Annotated in this window: 14 protein-coding genes; all 14 read right to left on the reverse strand. The window is 40.4% G+C overall.

Annotated features, from left to right (window positions below; translation table 11 throughout):
* Positions 1 to 30: 30 nt before the first annotated feature.
* Positions 31 to 1698: a ribonuclease J gene (locus FGG79_RS06370; RefSeq protein ID WP_138776883.1), complete on the reverse strand. Its 1668-nt coding sequence runs from the start codon at positions 1696 to 1698 to the stop codon at positions 31 to 33.
* A gap of 363 nt (positions 1699 to 2061) precedes the next feature.
* Positions 2062 to 2937, reverse strand: a complete 876-nt coding sequence (gene dapA, locus FGG79_RS06375) for a 4-hydroxy-tetrahydrodipicolinate synthase (RefSeq protein ID WP_138777636.1) — start codon at positions 2935 to 2937, stop codon at positions 2062 to 2064.
* Positions 2938 to 2956: 19 nt separating this feature from the next.
* Positions 2957 to 4195 carry an aspartate kinase gene (gene dapG / locus FGG79_RS06380; protein ID WP_138776884.1) on the reverse strand — a complete coding sequence of 413 codons (1239 nt, stop codon included), beginning with the start codon at positions 4193 to 4195 and terminating at the stop codon, positions 2957 to 2959.
* A gap of 88 nt (positions 4196 to 4283) precedes the next feature.
* Positions 4284 to 5330 carry an aspartate-semialdehyde dehydrogenase gene (asd, locus tag FGG79_RS06385; protein WP_276607952.1) on the reverse strand — a complete coding sequence of 349 codons (1047 nt, stop codon included), beginning with the start codon at positions 5328 to 5330 and terminating at the stop codon, positions 4284 to 4286.
* A 244-nt stretch (positions 5331 to 5574) separates the two neighbouring features.
* Positions 5575 to 6171: a dipicolinate synthase subunit B gene (locus FGG79_RS06390; protein WP_171050863.1), complete on the reverse strand. Its 597-nt coding sequence runs from the start codon at positions 6169 to 6171 to the stop codon at positions 5575 to 5577.
* Positions 6165 to 7067, reverse strand: coding sequence for a dipicolinic acid synthetase subunit A (gene dpaA, locus FGG79_RS06395; RefSeq protein ID WP_138777640.1), 903 nt, complete (start codon positions 7065 to 7067; stop codon positions 6165 to 6167). The genes FGG79_RS06390 and dpaA overlap by 7 nt, the downstream gene beginning before the upstream one ends.
* 167 nt (positions 7068 to 7234) lie before the next feature.
* Entirely contained in the window at positions 7235 to 7471 is a 237-nt protein-coding gene (locus FGG79_RS06400; protein WP_138776886.1) for a YlmC/YmxH family sporulation protein, read from the reverse strand.
* Between the two features lie 328 nt (positions 7472 to 7799).
* Positions 7800 to 9041: a M16 family metallopeptidase gene (locus FGG79_RS06405; RefSeq protein ID WP_138776887.1), complete on the reverse strand. Its 1242-nt coding sequence runs from the start codon at positions 9039 to 9041 to the stop codon at positions 7800 to 7802.
* A gap of 29 nt (positions 9042 to 9070) precedes the next feature.
* Positions 9071 to 10075, reverse strand: a complete 1005-nt coding sequence (locus tag FGG79_RS06410) for a polysaccharide deacetylase family protein (protein ID WP_138776888.1) — start codon at positions 10073 to 10075, stop codon at positions 9071 to 9073.
* Positions 10076 to 10481: 406 nt separating this feature from the next.
* On the reverse strand, positions 10482 to 12605 hold the full coding sequence (pnp, locus tag FGG79_RS06415; RefSeq protein ID WP_138776889.1) for a polyribonucleotide nucleotidyltransferase: 2124 nt from the start codon (positions 12603 to 12605) through the stop codon (positions 10482 to 10484).
* A 332-nt stretch (positions 12606 to 12937) separates the two neighbouring features.
* Complete coding sequence (gene rpsO, locus FGG79_RS06420) at positions 12938 to 13207, reverse strand: 30S ribosomal protein S15 (RefSeq protein WP_138776890.1); 270 nt, start codon at positions 13205 to 13207, stop codon at positions 12938 to 12940.
* Positions 13208 to 13342: 135 nt separating this feature from the next.
* A complete protein-coding gene (gene ribF, locus FGG79_RS06425) occupies positions 13343 to 14287 on the reverse strand; it encodes a bifunctional riboflavin kinase/FAD synthetase (RefSeq protein WP_138776891.1) in 945 nt (314 codons plus the stop codon).
* An 18-nt stretch (positions 14288 to 14305) separates the two neighbouring features.
* Positions 14306 to 15214 carry a tRNA pseudouridine(55) synthase TruB gene (gene truB, locus FGG79_RS06430; RefSeq protein ID WP_138776892.1) on the reverse strand — a complete coding sequence of 303 codons (909 nt, stop codon included), beginning with the start codon at positions 15212 to 15214 and terminating at the stop codon, positions 14306 to 14308.
* A 95-nt stretch (positions 15215 to 15309) separates the two neighbouring features.
* Positions 15310 to 15678, reverse strand: coding sequence for a 30S ribosome-binding factor RbfA (rbfA, locus tag FGG79_RS06435; RefSeq protein ID WP_138776893.1), 369 nt, complete (start codon positions 15676 to 15678; stop codon positions 15310 to 15312).
* Between the last annotated feature and the right edge of the window lie 40 nt (positions 15679 to 15718).

Genomic DNA, 15718 nt, shown 5'->3' on the forward strand with positions numbered 1-15718 from the left:
TAAACACTCTTAAACAAACAGCCTCATGGATTATACTTCCATGATGATCGGTAAAATCATAGGTCTTCTTCTTGTTTTGTTGAACAAATAGTAGTTAAGCTGATCCCTGATATCCTGTTTGATGGATGTCCATTCAAATGATCCCTTTTGTAGGTATGAATGTACCACATCCGTCACGATGCCTCCTGCTTCTCCAATCAATTCCTCCGACTCACGGACATAAACGAATCCACGGGATATGATTTCAGGTCCTGCAACAATCGATTTGGATCTGCGATTGATGGTAACGACAACGGTGAAAACACCGTCTTCTGATAATAATTTTCGATCCCGGAGGACGATGTTCCCAACATCTCCAACACCGATACCATCAATGAGAACATTTCCAGCCTGTACACGTCCGCTCATCCTCATCTTGCCGTCTTTGTATTGGAGTACATCCCCCTTGTCCAAAATAAAAATTTGCTTATAGGGAAGGCCTGTGTCATGTGCCACTTGAGTATGGGCAACTAGCATCTTATATTCACCCTGTATCGGTACAAAGTACTTGGGTTTCATGATATTTAACATGAATTTCAAATCTTCCTGGCTTCCATGACCCGATACCTGTTCCTTTTTAGAAGAAGTTAATACTTCTGCTCCAGCACGGTAAAGCATATCGATTGTCTTACCAACGATCACTTCCATACCTGGTGAAGGAGTAGCGGTTATTAGAACAGTATCTCCTTCTTCAATATTAACTAGACGATGGGAGCGTTTAGACATGCGCTGAAGGGCCTCAAAGGGCTCGCCTTGTGTTCCTGTAGCTATGATGAGAATTTCATCTTTTGGATAGTTTCCAATTTCATCTATTCCAATGATCATTTCATCCCGAACGTGAAGATAGCCGAGTTTCAAAGCTACATCATACACTCTCTTTAAACTCTTACCCACTACAGCAACTTTTCGATTATTTTGTTCTGCTGCATCAAAAACTTGTTGAAGGCGGATTAAGTTCGAGGCAAAGCACGCTACAATCACCCTTCCAGAGGCTGTACGTATTGATTTAGTTATCTGTTGCTCCATCACTGCCTCAGAGGTAGTATAGCCGGGTCTCTCGGCGCCTGTACTGTCTGATAATAGGCAAAGGACACCCTTCTCTCCAATTTGTGCCATCACCCCTAGATCGGGTCTATAAAGATGTTTGGCAGATTGGTCAAATTTAAATTCCCCCGTATGAACGATGACGCCCTCTGAGGTATGTATGCACACTCCTACAGAATCGGGAATACTATGAGTCGTTTTGAAGAAGGTTACATTCACTCCATCAAAATTGAGGTGACTATCAGAGTGGACAGTGAAAAATTTCACATCTTCACGGATATTTTCATCTTTCAACCTTGCCTTTACCAGTGCATTTGTCAATCGTGTACCATAGACAGGCGCTTTAATTTTACTTAATACATATGAAATCGCACCGATGCTGTCTTCATGACCATGAGTCAAGAAAATACCTTTCACACGATCCTTATTTTCGATTAAATATTGAATGTCCGGGATGACGATATCAATTCCGAGCATTTCATTTTCAGGAAACATCAGTCCTGCGTCTATCACGAATATTTCCTGATCCACTTCAATCACGTACATGTTCTTCCCTATTTCTCCCACTCCTCCTAGAGGAATGATCTTAATACTTTCATTCTTAGACTTACCCACTGTTATGTCCTCCTATGCTGTGCCTTCCCCGATCTTCAATCAGTTATGTTCATTATACTTGATAATATTTTGGGATTACAACCAAATTTATCCTACCCTTATCAAGATTAGGAAAAAGACTACAATCTTTTATACTACGTTACTATTTCGATACAGGGCGAGGAAATCCTTCTTCTGTATGTGTAAATTATATCGGTATTCGAGTGGTGCAAGCATCATATGCTTAAGATTATTATGGATGACACTTAACAAGGACCTCTAAACGTCAAAAGACTGTGAAGTAATCCTTCACAGTCTACTCTTTAGCGAATATTCAATTAGGTTAGACGACATAGTAAATGTGTTGCCCGTTTATGTTTCCAATCAAGATAAAGTCTGTAGTAAATGAGACAATTTAGCTCGTTCTACTTCGGTAAGCGGAATTAAAGGTAGGCGTACCGAGCCCACGTCAAGACCTTTGATTTGGAGGGCCGTTTTTACAGGTGTAGGATTAGGACTTGTAAACAGCCCTTTCATGATCGGAAGCAGCCTTTGATGAAGCTTGGCTGCTTCTAGAGTTTTTCCCCCTGCAAAAAGGGATACCATCTCTTGCATTTCGTTACCGATCACGTGGGACGCCACGGAAACGATCCCCGTACCCCCTATGGATAATACAGGTAATGTAAGTCCATCATCACCACTATAAAGCATAAAATCGTCAGACGTATGAGAAAGGATCTCTGTCATATTATCAAGGTCACCACTTGCTTCTTTAACAGCCACGATATTTTTCAACTCCGAGAGTCGAATGATCGTTTCAGGAGATATATTAACGCTTGAACGACCTGGAATATTGTACAGCATTATAGGGAGGGCGGTTGAGTCTGCAATAGCTTTAAAGTGCTGAAACATCCCTTCCTGACTAGGTTTATTATAATAAGGAGCCACAAGCATAATGGCGTCTACGCCCGCTTCTTCTGCTTTCTTTGTAAGCTCTATAGAAGAATGTGTATTATTGCTTCCAGTTCCAGCAACCACTGGCACTCTACCATCCACCACTTTTACGACATGTCGAAATAATGCAACTTTCTCTTCTTTCGTTAAAGTAGGCGACTCACCCGTGGTCCCTGCTACCACTAACGAATCTGATCCATTGTCGATCAAATACTGAATCAATTGGGTCGTCTTTGCAAAATCAATATTTCCTTTACGGTCAAATGGTGTAACCATTGCCGTAGAAACCCGGCCAAAATTCACTATTCTCACACTCCTTTTAAGATTATCCCACTCTAAATGTAGCATTTCTCTCTTGTAATTGAAACGTATCATGAAGTGCATTAATCGCATTGATCAAATCCATCTCTTTCACCAACACCCAAATAGTCGTATGACTGTCAGCAGATTGGAGAATCCGGATTCCCTCATTAGAAAGGGAAGATACGATTGCCGAAGTTACCCCGGGAACTCCTGTCATTCCAGCACCCACTACTGAAATCTTAGCACATTCTGACTCTACGATTGGATTATGCCCAATTCTCCTTAGAACCGATATCGCATCATCTGCTAAAGATGATGCAACCGTATAGACAACGCCCCTGGGAGAAATGTTAATAAAATCGACACTTATCCCCTCTTTAGCCATCGCTTTAAATACTTCAGCTTGAAGATTATACTGATCTTCTTTAGCGAAAACTTTAATTTGGGTGAGATTGGAGACATGGGCGATTCCAGTCACAGGATGACTCCGAAATTCTTTATGGGCCTTCGTATTCTCAAGGGTGGTCACAAGAGTACCTTCCCCATTTGAGTAAGTGGAGCGAATACGCATGGGAACATTCGAATTCATTGCAATTTCAACTGCCCTTGGATGAATCACTTTCGCTCCCTGATAGGCCATATTACATACTTCATTATAGGAAACAACCGTTATCGGTCTCGCTTTCGATGAAATACGTGGGTCAGCCGTCATGACCCCTTCTACATCAGTAAAAATATCAATAAACTCTGCTTTTAATGCAACTCCTAATGCAGAAGCGGACGTATCGCTTCCTCCCCTGCCGATGGTTGTGACATCCCCATCTTTGGTTGCCCCTTGGAATCCGGCAACAACTACAACATCATGCAATTCCAGCTCTTTCACTAGGCGACTGCATTTCATTTCGATAATTTTTGCATTAGAAAAATCATTATTAGTCCGAAATCCCGCTTGTGCCCCTGTCAGGGCAGTCGAACGGATCCCATGCTCAAGAAGTATGTTGGAATACACCAGGCTAGAGATGATTTCTCCACATGATAACAATAAATCCTGTTCCCGTTTACTGATTGAGGTATTTTTTCCCCCGATTAATGACAATAGGGAATCAGTAGCGTAAGGCTCACCTTTTCTTCCCATGGCTGAAACCACTACCACGACTTTATATCCCTTATCTATTGCTTGCTTTGTGTGGTCAATTGCTTTCAAACGACTTGCCTCGTCACGCACAGATGTTCCACCAAATTTTTGAACGATCACTTTCATGACTACACCTCATTGTCATATGTTCAAAGAGGTAAGAGAAAAACGAGTAGTGGAATTAGATATATTCAGCTGGAATGATCCCTCTTCATTAATGTATTAAACCAAGCTTCATTAGACTTTCTGCGATTTGAACTGAGTTCCAAGCGGCTCCTTTAAGTAAATTGTCAGATACAACCCACATATGAAAGCCTTTGTCTTCATCAAGATCTTTACGAACCCGACCTACAAATACATCCGGTTTTCCAACGGCATATGCAGGCATTGGATAGATCTGTTCATCCGGAATGTCTTCAAGTGTTACACCAGGAGCATTCTGTAGTGATGTATGAATTTCCTTCACTGTTACAGAATCCTTCTCAATTTCAATATATACACTTTCAGAGTGACCTGTTACAACTGGTAATCTCACGCATGTCGCAGATACCTTCAAATAAGGCATATGCATGATTTTTTTCGTTTCATTAATCATTTTCATCTCTTCGAATGTGAAGCCATTATCCTGAAATTTATCAATTTGAGGTATGGCATTATAAGCAATCTGGTAATGTTTTTGATCGCCTTTTACAGGTAATACACTTGGCTCAAACGTCTCACCCGATAGAATGGCCTGTGTTTGATCATGAAGTTCTTCGATAGCCACGGCACCCGCACCCGAGACTGCTTGGTAAGTAGATACGATCACTTTCGTTAAACCATATTGTTTCCGAATCGGTTCGAGTGCTGCCACCATTTGAATCGTTGAACAGTTCGGATTCGCAATAATTCCATTATGATTTTTAATATCCTCTTCATTTACTTCAGGTACTACAAGGGGCACATCCGGATCCATTCTATATGCACTCGTATTGTCGACAACAATAGCACCGCGCTTTACGGCTTCTGGAGCAAGAAGCTTGGATACATTCCCACCTGCACTAAATAAAGCAATATCTACTCCTTCAAAGCTTTCAGGCTTTGCTTCCTCAACCGTCCATTGTTTTCCTTTAAATGTAACAATTGAACCTGCAGAACGTGCTGATGATAATAGTGTTAAATGTTTTATTGGAAAATCCCTTTTTTCTAATGTTTGAAGCATTTGCTGTCCTACCGCACCTGTTGCACCAACAACAGCTACATGAAATCCCGTTGTATTCAAAATCTTCTCTCCTTCCACACATTCAAAGTTTTCATAGTACAATAAGTGAATTATTTTAGTCTATTACTATAATAAAGAATATTTTAACATAAACAATTATTCGACAATAGGAATTTTTCATTTTAGTTTTCATTCCATCATTTCTCGTAATGCAGGATGGTTAAATCTTAAATAAAAAAATACCTTCTTTAGGCATGAAAAGAAGGCCATCTTAGCAGTGCAAGGTGATAGCCTTCTTCATGTATTAATCTAAATATCTTTCGATGACGACCGGCTGAAGCTGCCTGCCTTCTATCGCCGCTTCGACTGTTTCCTGAATTAATGTCATTCTTGCAACCATTGACTTCGGCTTATTTTCAGGTGCATCCTGACCAAACGGGATAAAATAAATATCTTTCGTTGAGATAAGTCGCATTAAATTCACACCGTTTAATCCTAATGCATCGTTTGTGGAAATTCCGAGGACTACAGGACGGTGATTACGTAAAGTCGCTTTGGCTGCCATTAACACTGGAGAATCAGTCATCGCATTTGCAAACTTACTCATTGAATTACCTGTCAGCGGGGCAATCACCATGCAATCCAAAGGTATTTTGGGTCCGAGGGGCTCTGCCTTGACGATTGAATCGATTACTTTATGTCCGGTCACGTCTTCAATTCTTTTGATCCAATCTTCCCCTTTGCCAAACCTCGTTTCAGTATTCATAACCGTTGAAGTGACAATAGGCATTACTTCTGCACCATTATTCACTAAACGCTCAATTTCGGGAAATACAGCATCATACGTGCAATGAGAGCCGGTCAGTCCAAACCCTATACGTTTACCTTTCACACTCATGATGAACTCTCCTTTCCTGAATCAAAATCTTCCTCTATTAATTGGTAAAGGACATTCGCCAATATTTGGCCCGCGGTCTTTGGTGCCACGATCCCTGGCAACCCTGGAGCTAATAGTGCTTTTATCCCACGCTTTTCTGCATAACGAAAATCTGTACCACCAGGCTTTGAAGCCAAATCAATAATTAAAGTATGAGATGGCATTTTGGCTATCACTGCAGCCTTTACTATATGCACTGGAATTGTGTTAATACAAATATCACAATCCTCAACTTCTTTTTCTAAATTATCTAAGTGGAAAGGCACTAATCCCATCTCGGACACGCGAGCTAGATGTTCACTTTTACGAACCCCAACCTTCACTTTACCTCCTAGATGATGAAACGTTCTAGCTACACTCATACCCACTCGCCCAAGACCCAATATGACAACGGTAGATCCATGGATGGTAAAGTCTGTATGTTGAATAGCCATCATAATCGTTCCCTCTACGGTAGGAATAGAATTATAAATGGCAACGTCGTCTCTTTCAAACAACTGAACAAGTTTACGGTTCGTTGAAGACATGATCTGGTCTAAATACACATTACTAATTCCTGAATAGATCGTACAGTGTTCTGGCGTCTCAGATACAACTTCTTCTGTTAACATGATTTTCTCATTGGAAAATATCGTATCTATTTCCCCTTGTAGATTCGTGCCAGGCACAGGTAAGATAATGGCATCAATCATCGAAAAATCCACTTCATCGAGCTTTTCCTTCGTAGCCCCTGTAAAAGCATGATCTAATTGTTCAAAACCTACGAGTGATATTTTGGCATCCAATTCCGTAAGCTTCCGAATAATCTCAAGTTGACGAGCATCTCCGCCTAGAACTGCGATCTGCATTCCGGTCAGCATCACTGATTTCACCTACTTTTTACATAATCGCTATTCTAAATCCCTTTTCACTTCAACAGTGTATGTTGCACTTACTCAATAGGTGAGAAGAAATAAGAGAGTAGACCGCTAATAAAAAAAACAAAACAAAAAAACGGGTCTGGCCCGTTTTTTGTTTCTAATATTTTTCAGCTGTCATTTGATACTTCCAGGATGATCATGTCCGAACCGATTGTTCTGATCTGATGCCAAGGCACTCGGATCTCCCCACCTTGTTTCCTTAGCCATTTCCCTGTCGGAATAATTAGGGCGTTGATACTTCCTGATTGATCATTGAATTCGAGGTCGGTTTGCCCAAGGATACCAAGCCGTTCTGCTTTTTTATAATCAACAATTTCTTTTCCGCTTAATTCACTTAATCTCATGTTGGTTTCCTCCTTCAAAAAGCTCTTTAGTACAATGTATACACTGTCCACTTTTTTTAGAAGAAAAATGATTTCTTTGTTTAAAGGGTCACGGTCTAAAAAAGAGTTGGGTGAAGTCACTGTAAACGTGATGTTTAGGTAGTAATCTGGTCATTATGTATGATTAGACTCCCTGAGAAATGATGAGGAGAAATAGGTAGCTGCTTTATGCTAAAAAAAGATGCCTGTAATCCATGACACGGATTACAGACATCTTTCTGATTTTCATCATTTATCAATACAACTTAGTTTTTCTTATCGTTTCCTAAGTGGAGTCTGCTTGTTTACATTATTTTTTCATATTTTGAGGAAGAGTACCTTCTGGGCTGATTAGGGATGATGCATAATCGTCCGTAAAGATTTCAAGCGCTAATCGATTAACTTTGTCCATCGTCACACCATCAATTTCTTCTACAATCTCATCGAGTGTTCGGTGTCGTTTCAGCAACAGTTCATTCTTTCCGTTTCTGCTCATCCGACTGTTGGTGCTTTCTAAACTAAGCATAAGGTTTCCTTTTAATTGCTCTTTACTATTCATTAATTCTTTAGAAGTGATTCCTTCGCCTTTAAGGGCTTGCAATGTGCTGTCAATCGTATCAAATAATTGATCCAATTGATTTGCTCCTGTTCCGCCATATATCGTCACCATCCCACTATCTTCGTAGGCTGAATGGTAAGAGAAGACGGAATAAGCGAGTCCTCTCTGTTCACGCACTTCTTGAAATAGTCGGGATGACATGCTCCCTCCTAATACGTTGTTTAGTACAATCAAGTTGTAGATGTCAGGATGACCGATTTCGAGACCATCAAATCCTAGACATAAATGGGCTTGTTCAGTATCCTTTTTCCGGGCAAGTTTATTGTTATGAAAGGCTGGTTTAACTCGGTCTTCTGGCCCTTTCCCACCTTCATATGAGCCGAATAGCTTCTCAACTTCTTTGATGAATGATTCGTCTACATTACCGGCAACTGAAACCACTACCTGCTCGGGTGTATACATATCATGCATGTATTCCTTTAATTTAGCTTGATTGAATGAGTTCAACGTATTTTCAGTTCCAAGAATCGGATACCCTAGCGGATGCTCTTCATATATTGCCTTACTGAGCAAATCATGAACGATATCGTCTGGAGTATCTTCATACATTTTTATTTCTTCATACACTACATTTTTTTCCTTCGTCATTTCCTCTTCTACATAAGTGGAATTAAAGAACATGTCTGAAAGGGTATGTAATGCATAATCAGCATGGTTGTCCAATACTTTCGCGTAATAGCAAGTGTACTCCTTAGAAGTGAAAGCATTTACCTGCCCACCAATACTGTCGAAGGATTCTGCTATCTCACGTGCGGATTTTGTTTTTGTCCCTTTGAAGAACATATGTTCCAGAAAGTGAGAAATACCATTATTTTGTTCTGTTTCATTTCTGGATCCTGTAGCGATCCAGACTCCGATTGCTACTGAGCGGACGTGTGGAATTTCTTCAAGTACGATTCGTAGCCCATTTTGACATGTATATTTCTTTATCAAAAGAATTTCCTCCTATTCATGTTGCAAACTTACTGCTTCTTTATACTATTTCCTTGTTCAGACGAATTATCGATGTCATCAACGATTCGCTCTTCCTTTACCAAACTTGATATCGTACCGATTCTTAAATTTTTTTCTTTAATTTGAAGGATCAAGGTATTGAATGAATTGGCTGTGGATGCGGTAGGATGCATGAGGACAATCGCCCCCTTATGCACTTTACTCATCACACGCTCTACTAAAACATGAGGTTCTGGCTTTTGCCAATCAATCGTATCTACACTCCACATAACTGTTCTCATATGCATTTCATCAGCGATATTTACGACTTCATCCCGATAACTTCCACTTGGTGGAGCAAACCACTTCACCTTTTCCCCAGTCGTCACTTCAATCATTTCATTCGTCTTCTTCAATTCTTCCCTTACCTTTACGGGCTCTAACGTTCTCATATCTGGGTGGGAATATGAATGATTTCCGACCTCATGACCTGCATCTACAATCATCTTGGCTAGGTCAGGATTATTCTTCACCCATCTCCCCTCTAGAAAGAACGTAGCATATACCTGGTGCTTTTTCAAAGTAGCAAGCATATCGGGGATGTATTCATTCCCCCAGGCTACATTGATAATAAAGGAAACCATTGGTTTATCCGGATTACCTCTATATACCGGGGACGCCGGTAGATCAGGTAAATGCTTAACCGGAGGGATTTGTTTGTAAACCAGTTTATCTGCATTAAACGATTTTTCTTTCTTCATATTTTTAAGAGACGCTTCTACATCCACTTTCAATCCATTATAACCCGGAGTAGCTTTCCAAACCGTATCGATTATAGCATCCTGAGCAGGAATTTCTCTCAATTTTGCTTCATCTTTAATTTGACGAGTCAAATCGTTCGGTGCAACCGACCCGCTCACTTCTAACGCCTTATGCTTTAATTCCATCACATATTGATTTGATAGTGGATTTTCAACGGCTACTAAAGTCAGAATAGCAATTAGACTTATTCCAATCAAGTATTTTCTTTCCATACTTGCTCACCTTCCTTCTCCTTAAAAACATATGAAGGAAAAGGACAAGGTAGAACAAAAGCGGAGGGGCTTTGCATAGAGGCGACAAGCATAAGGCGAACCTATCGGAAAGGCGTCCTTTGCCTTTTTGATAGGTTTGGCCTATGACCTCGAGCCTCTAAGCCCCGGAGCTGGATGATACAAAAGCGGAGGCGGCTCTTTCAGCCCCGACAAGCATCAGACGGACCTATCGGAAAGGCGTTCTTTGCCTTTTTGATAGGTTCGGCTTTTGACCTCCGATCCTCTAAACCCCGCAGCTGAAATAATACAAAAACCTAGACGCCAAAAGGAAATATTGATTTCCACATAAAAAAACTGTCCCTAGGAGAATTTCCTCCTTTCAGGACAGCCTGCCAATCTTAAGAGATTATGCTTGGTTTTGTTCTTCTTTTTCACGCTGTTCCTTAAGAACGGCTTTTCTTGACAAATTGACTCTTCCTTGATTATCGATATCAAGAACCTTTACAAGGATCTCATCACCGATTGCAACTACATCTTCCACTTTGCCTATACGTTCTTCTGCAAGTTCAGAAATGTGAACCAAACCATCTTTACCACTGAAGATTTCTACAAATGCGCCGAACTTCTCGATTCGTTTCACTTTACCAAGATACATTTGACCAGCTTCAACTTCTCTTGCGATATCTTCAATTGTTTTCTTGGCCACTTTATTCATCTCTTCATCGGTAGAAGAAATAAAGATTGTTCCATCCTGCTCGATATCAATCTTAACGCCTGTCTCATCAATGATCTTATTGATCTGCTTCCCACTTGGCCCGATAACATCACGGATTTTGTCAGGATTAATATGCATCGTTAAGATTTTTGGAGCATATTGAGAAAGATTTGTTCTAGCTTCACCGATAGTCGCTAACATGCTTTCAAGAATTTGCATTCTTCCTATTTTTGCTTGTTGAAGTGCTTCTTCAAGGATTTCACGTGAAAGCCCATCTATTTTGATATCCATTTGAAGAGCAGTTACTCCTTTAGAAGTCCCGGCTACTTTAAAGTCCATATCACCCAGATGATCTTCCATCCCTTGAATGTCCGTTAAGATCGAGTAGTTTTCACCAGATTTAATCAGACCCATGGCAATACCGGCTACAGGTGCTTTGATAGGAACACCCGCATCCATCATCGCTAATGTACTTGCACAGATACTTGCTTGGGAAGTTGACCCATTTGATTCAAGTACTTCAGAAACAAGACGGATTGTATAAGGGAAATCTTTCTCGTTTGGAATAATCGGATCTAACGCTTTCTCTCCCAGTGCCCCATGCCCTATTTCACGACGGCCCGGTCCTCTAATCGGTCCAGTTGAACCTACGCTGAACTGAGGGAAATTATAATGGTGCATAAAGCGTTTGGACTCTTCAATTCCCAAACCATCAAGAACCTGCACATCCCCTAAGGCTCCAAGGGTACAGATGCTCAGTGCCTGAGTTTGTCCACGTGTAAATAATCCTGAACCATGTGTTCTTGGCAGTAAGCCAACCTCTGAAGATAGTGGACGGATTTCATCGACTTTACGACCATCCGGACGGACTTTATCCTCCGTGATTAATCGGCGGACTTCGTTTTTCACAAGTTTGTCCATTACTTTTTTCACTTGCTTTATTGTAGCATCATCGGCTTCTTTTTCTTCTTCATAGACAGCCATCACTTTATTTTTAACATCTGTGATTGATTCTTCGCGAGCATGCTTTTCTTGCACTTGAATAGCTGGAATCAGTTCAGCTTCACATAATGAACGAACCTCAGCTTCAACATCCTTATCCAACTCAACAAGTGGAATATCTAATTTCTCTTTACCAACTTTAGCAACGATTTCCTCTTGGAAAGCAACCAAACGCTGAATTTCTTTATGCCCAAACATGATGGCCTCAAGCATCGTTTCTTCTGGAACTTCATCTGCACCAGCTTCTACCATATTAACCGCATCTTTCGTGCCTGCTACAGATAAATGAATTGTACTCTTTTCCAACTGCTCGACAGAAGGGTTGATGATGAATTCCCCATCAACCAGGCCAACAATGACTCCTGCAATCGGCCCCTCAAATGGGATATCGGAAACAGAAAGTGCCAGTGAAGATCCAAACATAGCTGCCATTTCAGATGAACAATTTTGGTCTACACTCATCACAATGCTGATTACTTGTACTTCATTTCGGAATCCATCAGCGAACAATGGACGAATCGGGCGGTCAATCAAACGGCTGGCAAGAATCGCTTTTTCACTTGGGCGTCCTTCACGTTTAATAAATCCACCAGGAATTTTACCCACTGCATATAATCTCTCTTCATAGTTTACTGTTAATGGAAAGAAATCCAATGGTTTTGGTTCTTTTGAAGCTGTTGCACTACTTAATACAGCCGTATCGCCGTAGCGTACCATTACCGCTCCATTTGCTTGTTTGGCAAATTGGCCAACTTCAACCGTTAATTCTCTCCCGGCCCATTCAATGGAAAAGGTTTGTTTAGTTTGTTCCATAAAGTGTACCCCTCTCTTTATATATCACTAAAGGGTTCGGTCTGCACCTTACCCGGATAAATATTAAAAAAATCTATATCATGCACTACAGTGCCGTTATATACGTTTGAATGAATCACATAAGAAACTATGTAAATATGCGGATAATATCAAAATTGGTCAAGTTCCTTCATTTGAAAGAATTGCATCAACATATTATGTATTTTAGACAAAAACGATAAATTTGAATACTACTATTGAAAAATATTTAAAAGAAATGGCGTATCATACAAAGATTTCCACTTATGAAAGCTAAAGAAAAAGCGGGACATAATCCCGCTTCCTTTGTCTGTTTATCGACGTAAACCTAATTTTGTGATTAACTCACGGTAGCGTTGTACATCATTCTTACGTAAGTAAGATAAAAGATTACGACGGTGACCTACCATTTTAAGAAGACCGCGACGAGAGTGGTGATCTTTCTTGTGAACGCGTAAGTGATCGTTCAGATTGTTAATTTCTTCAGTTAGGACAGCAATTTGAACTTCTGGAGATCCAGTATCGTTCTCATGTACCTTGTATTCACTGATAAGTTCGTTTTTACGCTCTTTAGTGATAGCCATCCTTTTCACCTCCTATTAATTTCTTTCAAATCCCCTGTTACCGAGCAGCCGTTGGTGAATCGTGATGCCAAGCAAAGGTTCATTTCATACGCTATTTAGAATACTACTCTTTTAATGAAAAATCAAGTCTTATCATCAAATTTCCGAAAAGTAGTGAATTGCCTTGTCCTTATCTTTCTGGATTTGAGAGATAAGTTCATCTATTCCAGAAAATTTTTGTTCATCCCTTATTCTTTCGTACCATTCAATATAGACCTCTTCTCCATAAATGGATGTGTGAAAATCAAAAAGATGAACCTCTATTGAAAGAGAGTACTCTTCCGGATTTTTAAAGGTGGGCTTATATCCAATATTACAAACTCCATTGAACCATTTATCATGAATCTTCATTCTTACCGCATACACACCTAATCTAGGTGTGAGGTAGTCATCGGACAATTCGATATTGGCCGTTGGAAATCCAATTTTCCTGCCTCTTTTATCCCCATGAATGACTGTACCTTTCATCTTGAAAGGCCTGCCTAATAGTTGATGGACCTTCTGTACATCTCCATCTTTGAGACTTTCTCTTATAAATGTCGAACTTACTTTCAAGTCCTGATCTGAAAGTTTGGGGATTGTAGTGGATGTGAACTCATCTCTTGAATGGAACGGAAGTGTTTCCATCGTTCCTTTTCCAAGTCTTCCATACGAATAATCATATCCTGCCACTACATGTTTAACATTAAGACCGATAATATATTGATCTACGAAGTCCTGAGGAATTAAGCTTGCAAACTCCGATGTGAAGCGGACAATAAATAAATAATCTACTCCCAGTCCCTCTATGATTTCTTTCTTGTCCTCTAAAGGCGTTATGTAGTGTATATGTTTGTGTTTAGACCCTAGTACCACTGAAGGGTGAGGATCGAATGTCATAACCGCACTACAACACTTAAATTCCTTCGCCTTGTCTACTGCTGCCATGATCACCCTTTGATGCCCTCTATGAACTCCATCGAAGTACCCAAGAGCCAATACAAGGGGTGGAAAATCACTTTTACTAATTGAATGTGGATGATGTACAGTTATTACCTTCACAGTATTTCACCTTTTTCACTAGTCGTTGAAAAGCACTTTGACAGGCTTGATAACCCCAGGCTTGTCCGGATGTCGATGATAGATGGCAATGGCCTTGTTCTGATATTCCATTACTACCTCCGAGCATTCTGGCCAATCCTCAGGCTCTTCTAAGCGTGCCCCATTCTTCACTTTCTCTGCTAATGTATCACTAATTGCCATTTTCGGCAAATGAGAAAGCCCCAATTCAAGAGGAAGAAGGAGTCCTTCTTGATGGTTTTCCTCAACAAACTCTCTTATCTCTTCTAAGGTGAAACAATCTTCTTTTTTAAAACTTGCAGATTGTGTTCGGGTCAAAGCAGACATATGGGCGGGGTATCCCAGTCTATTCCCAATTTCAACAGCCAGAGTCCTCACATAAGTACCTTTTCCACAAACAACTTCAAAGGTGAACGAGCATGAATTGCTGTCTAACTCGTTCCAATCCTCTAGCAAGTTCAACTTATGGATTTGAACTGTTCTGGATGGTCTCTCAATCTCGATCCCCTGCCTTGCATATTCATATAAACGCTTTCCATTTACTTTCACCGCTGAAAACATAGGAGGCGTCTGATTGATTTCTCCTCTTAAACTTTGTAGGATTCCCTCTACCTCAGTTCTTGTTATCAAGCGGTCTACTTTCTTTTCTTCTACTTTCTCTCCCCATGCATCTTCTGTTGTAGTAGAAAAACCGAGAGTCACTTCCCCTTCATAAGTCTTTCCAGATGATGTAATGTACTCTGCTATTTTGGTTGCCCTGCCTATACAAATAGGCAGGACACCGGAAACCTCTGGATCCAGTGTGCCGGTATGTCCTACTTTCTTCGTTCCAAGGAGCTTTCTTAATTTAAATACGCAATCGTGGGATGTCATACCACGGGGCTTCCATAAGGGCAGGATGCCATTCATATTCATACCTCCATTATGTGAATTTTACATTCATATAAAAACATAAAGGACCGATCCATTGGAATTGTGCTTCCGTCCGGATCAGCCCTTTCATGTTACTCTTCTGTATCTTTAGACTCTTCTGGTTCATCTTGAACCTTTTTCAATAAAGACTCAATATGATTACCATAATCAATCGATTCATCAAACTCAAAAATAATTTCAGGTGTTTTACGAAGACGGATTCGCTGTCCTACTTCAGAACGAATGAATCCTTTTGCCTTCCCGAGACCTTTAAGAGTGTTTTCTCTTTGGTCTTCTCCACCTAGAACGGTAATATACACTTTTGCCTGTTGTAAATCCCCGGTTACTTGTACATCAGTAACCGTTACAAAGCCAATGCGTGGATCCTTTATTTTTCGTCCGATAATATCGCTGAGCTCTTTCTTCATTTGCTCGCCAACACGATTCGCACGATGGCTCATCAATATCACCTCTTATATATCGTTAATGTTTATACGTCAA

The organism is Bacillus sp. BHET2 (genome assembly GCF_005938125.1).
Classification (GTDB): domain Bacteria; phylum Bacillota; class Bacilli; order Bacillales; family Bacillaceae_B; genus Rossellomorea.

Excerpts from the sequence above, each read along its gene's own strand:
- dapG (WP_138776884.1), bottom strand. The coding sequence starts at position 4,195 with ATGAAAGTGATCGTTCAAAAATTTGGTGGAACATCTGTGCGTGACGAG.
- dpaA (WP_138777640.1), bottom strand. The coding sequence starts at position 7,067 with ATGCTGACCGGAATGCAGATCGCAGTTCTAGGCGGAGATGCTCGTCAA.
- FGG79_RS06400 (WP_138776886.1), bottom strand. The coding sequence starts at position 7,471 with ATGAGATTAAGTGAATTAAGCGGAAAAGAAATTGTTGATTATAAAAAA.
- FGG79_RS06410 (WP_138776888.1), bottom strand. The coding sequence starts at position 10,075 with ATGGAAAGAAAATACTTGATTGGAATAAGTCTAATTGCTATTCTGACT.
- pnp (WP_138776889.1), bottom strand. The coding sequence starts at position 12,605 with ATGGAACAAACTAAACAAACCTTTTCCATTGAATGGGCCGGGAGAGAA.
- rpsO (WP_138776890.1), bottom strand. The coding sequence starts at position 13,207 with ATGGCTATCACTAAAGAGCGTAAAAACGAACTTATCAGTGAATACAAG.
- truB (WP_138776892.1), bottom strand. The coding sequence starts at position 15,214 with ATGAATGGCATCCTGCCCTTATGGAAGCCCCGTGGTATGACATCCCAC.
- rbfA (WP_138776893.1), bottom strand. The coding sequence starts at position 15,678 with ATGAGCCATCGTGCGAATCGTGTTGGCGAGCAAATGAAGAAAGAGCTC.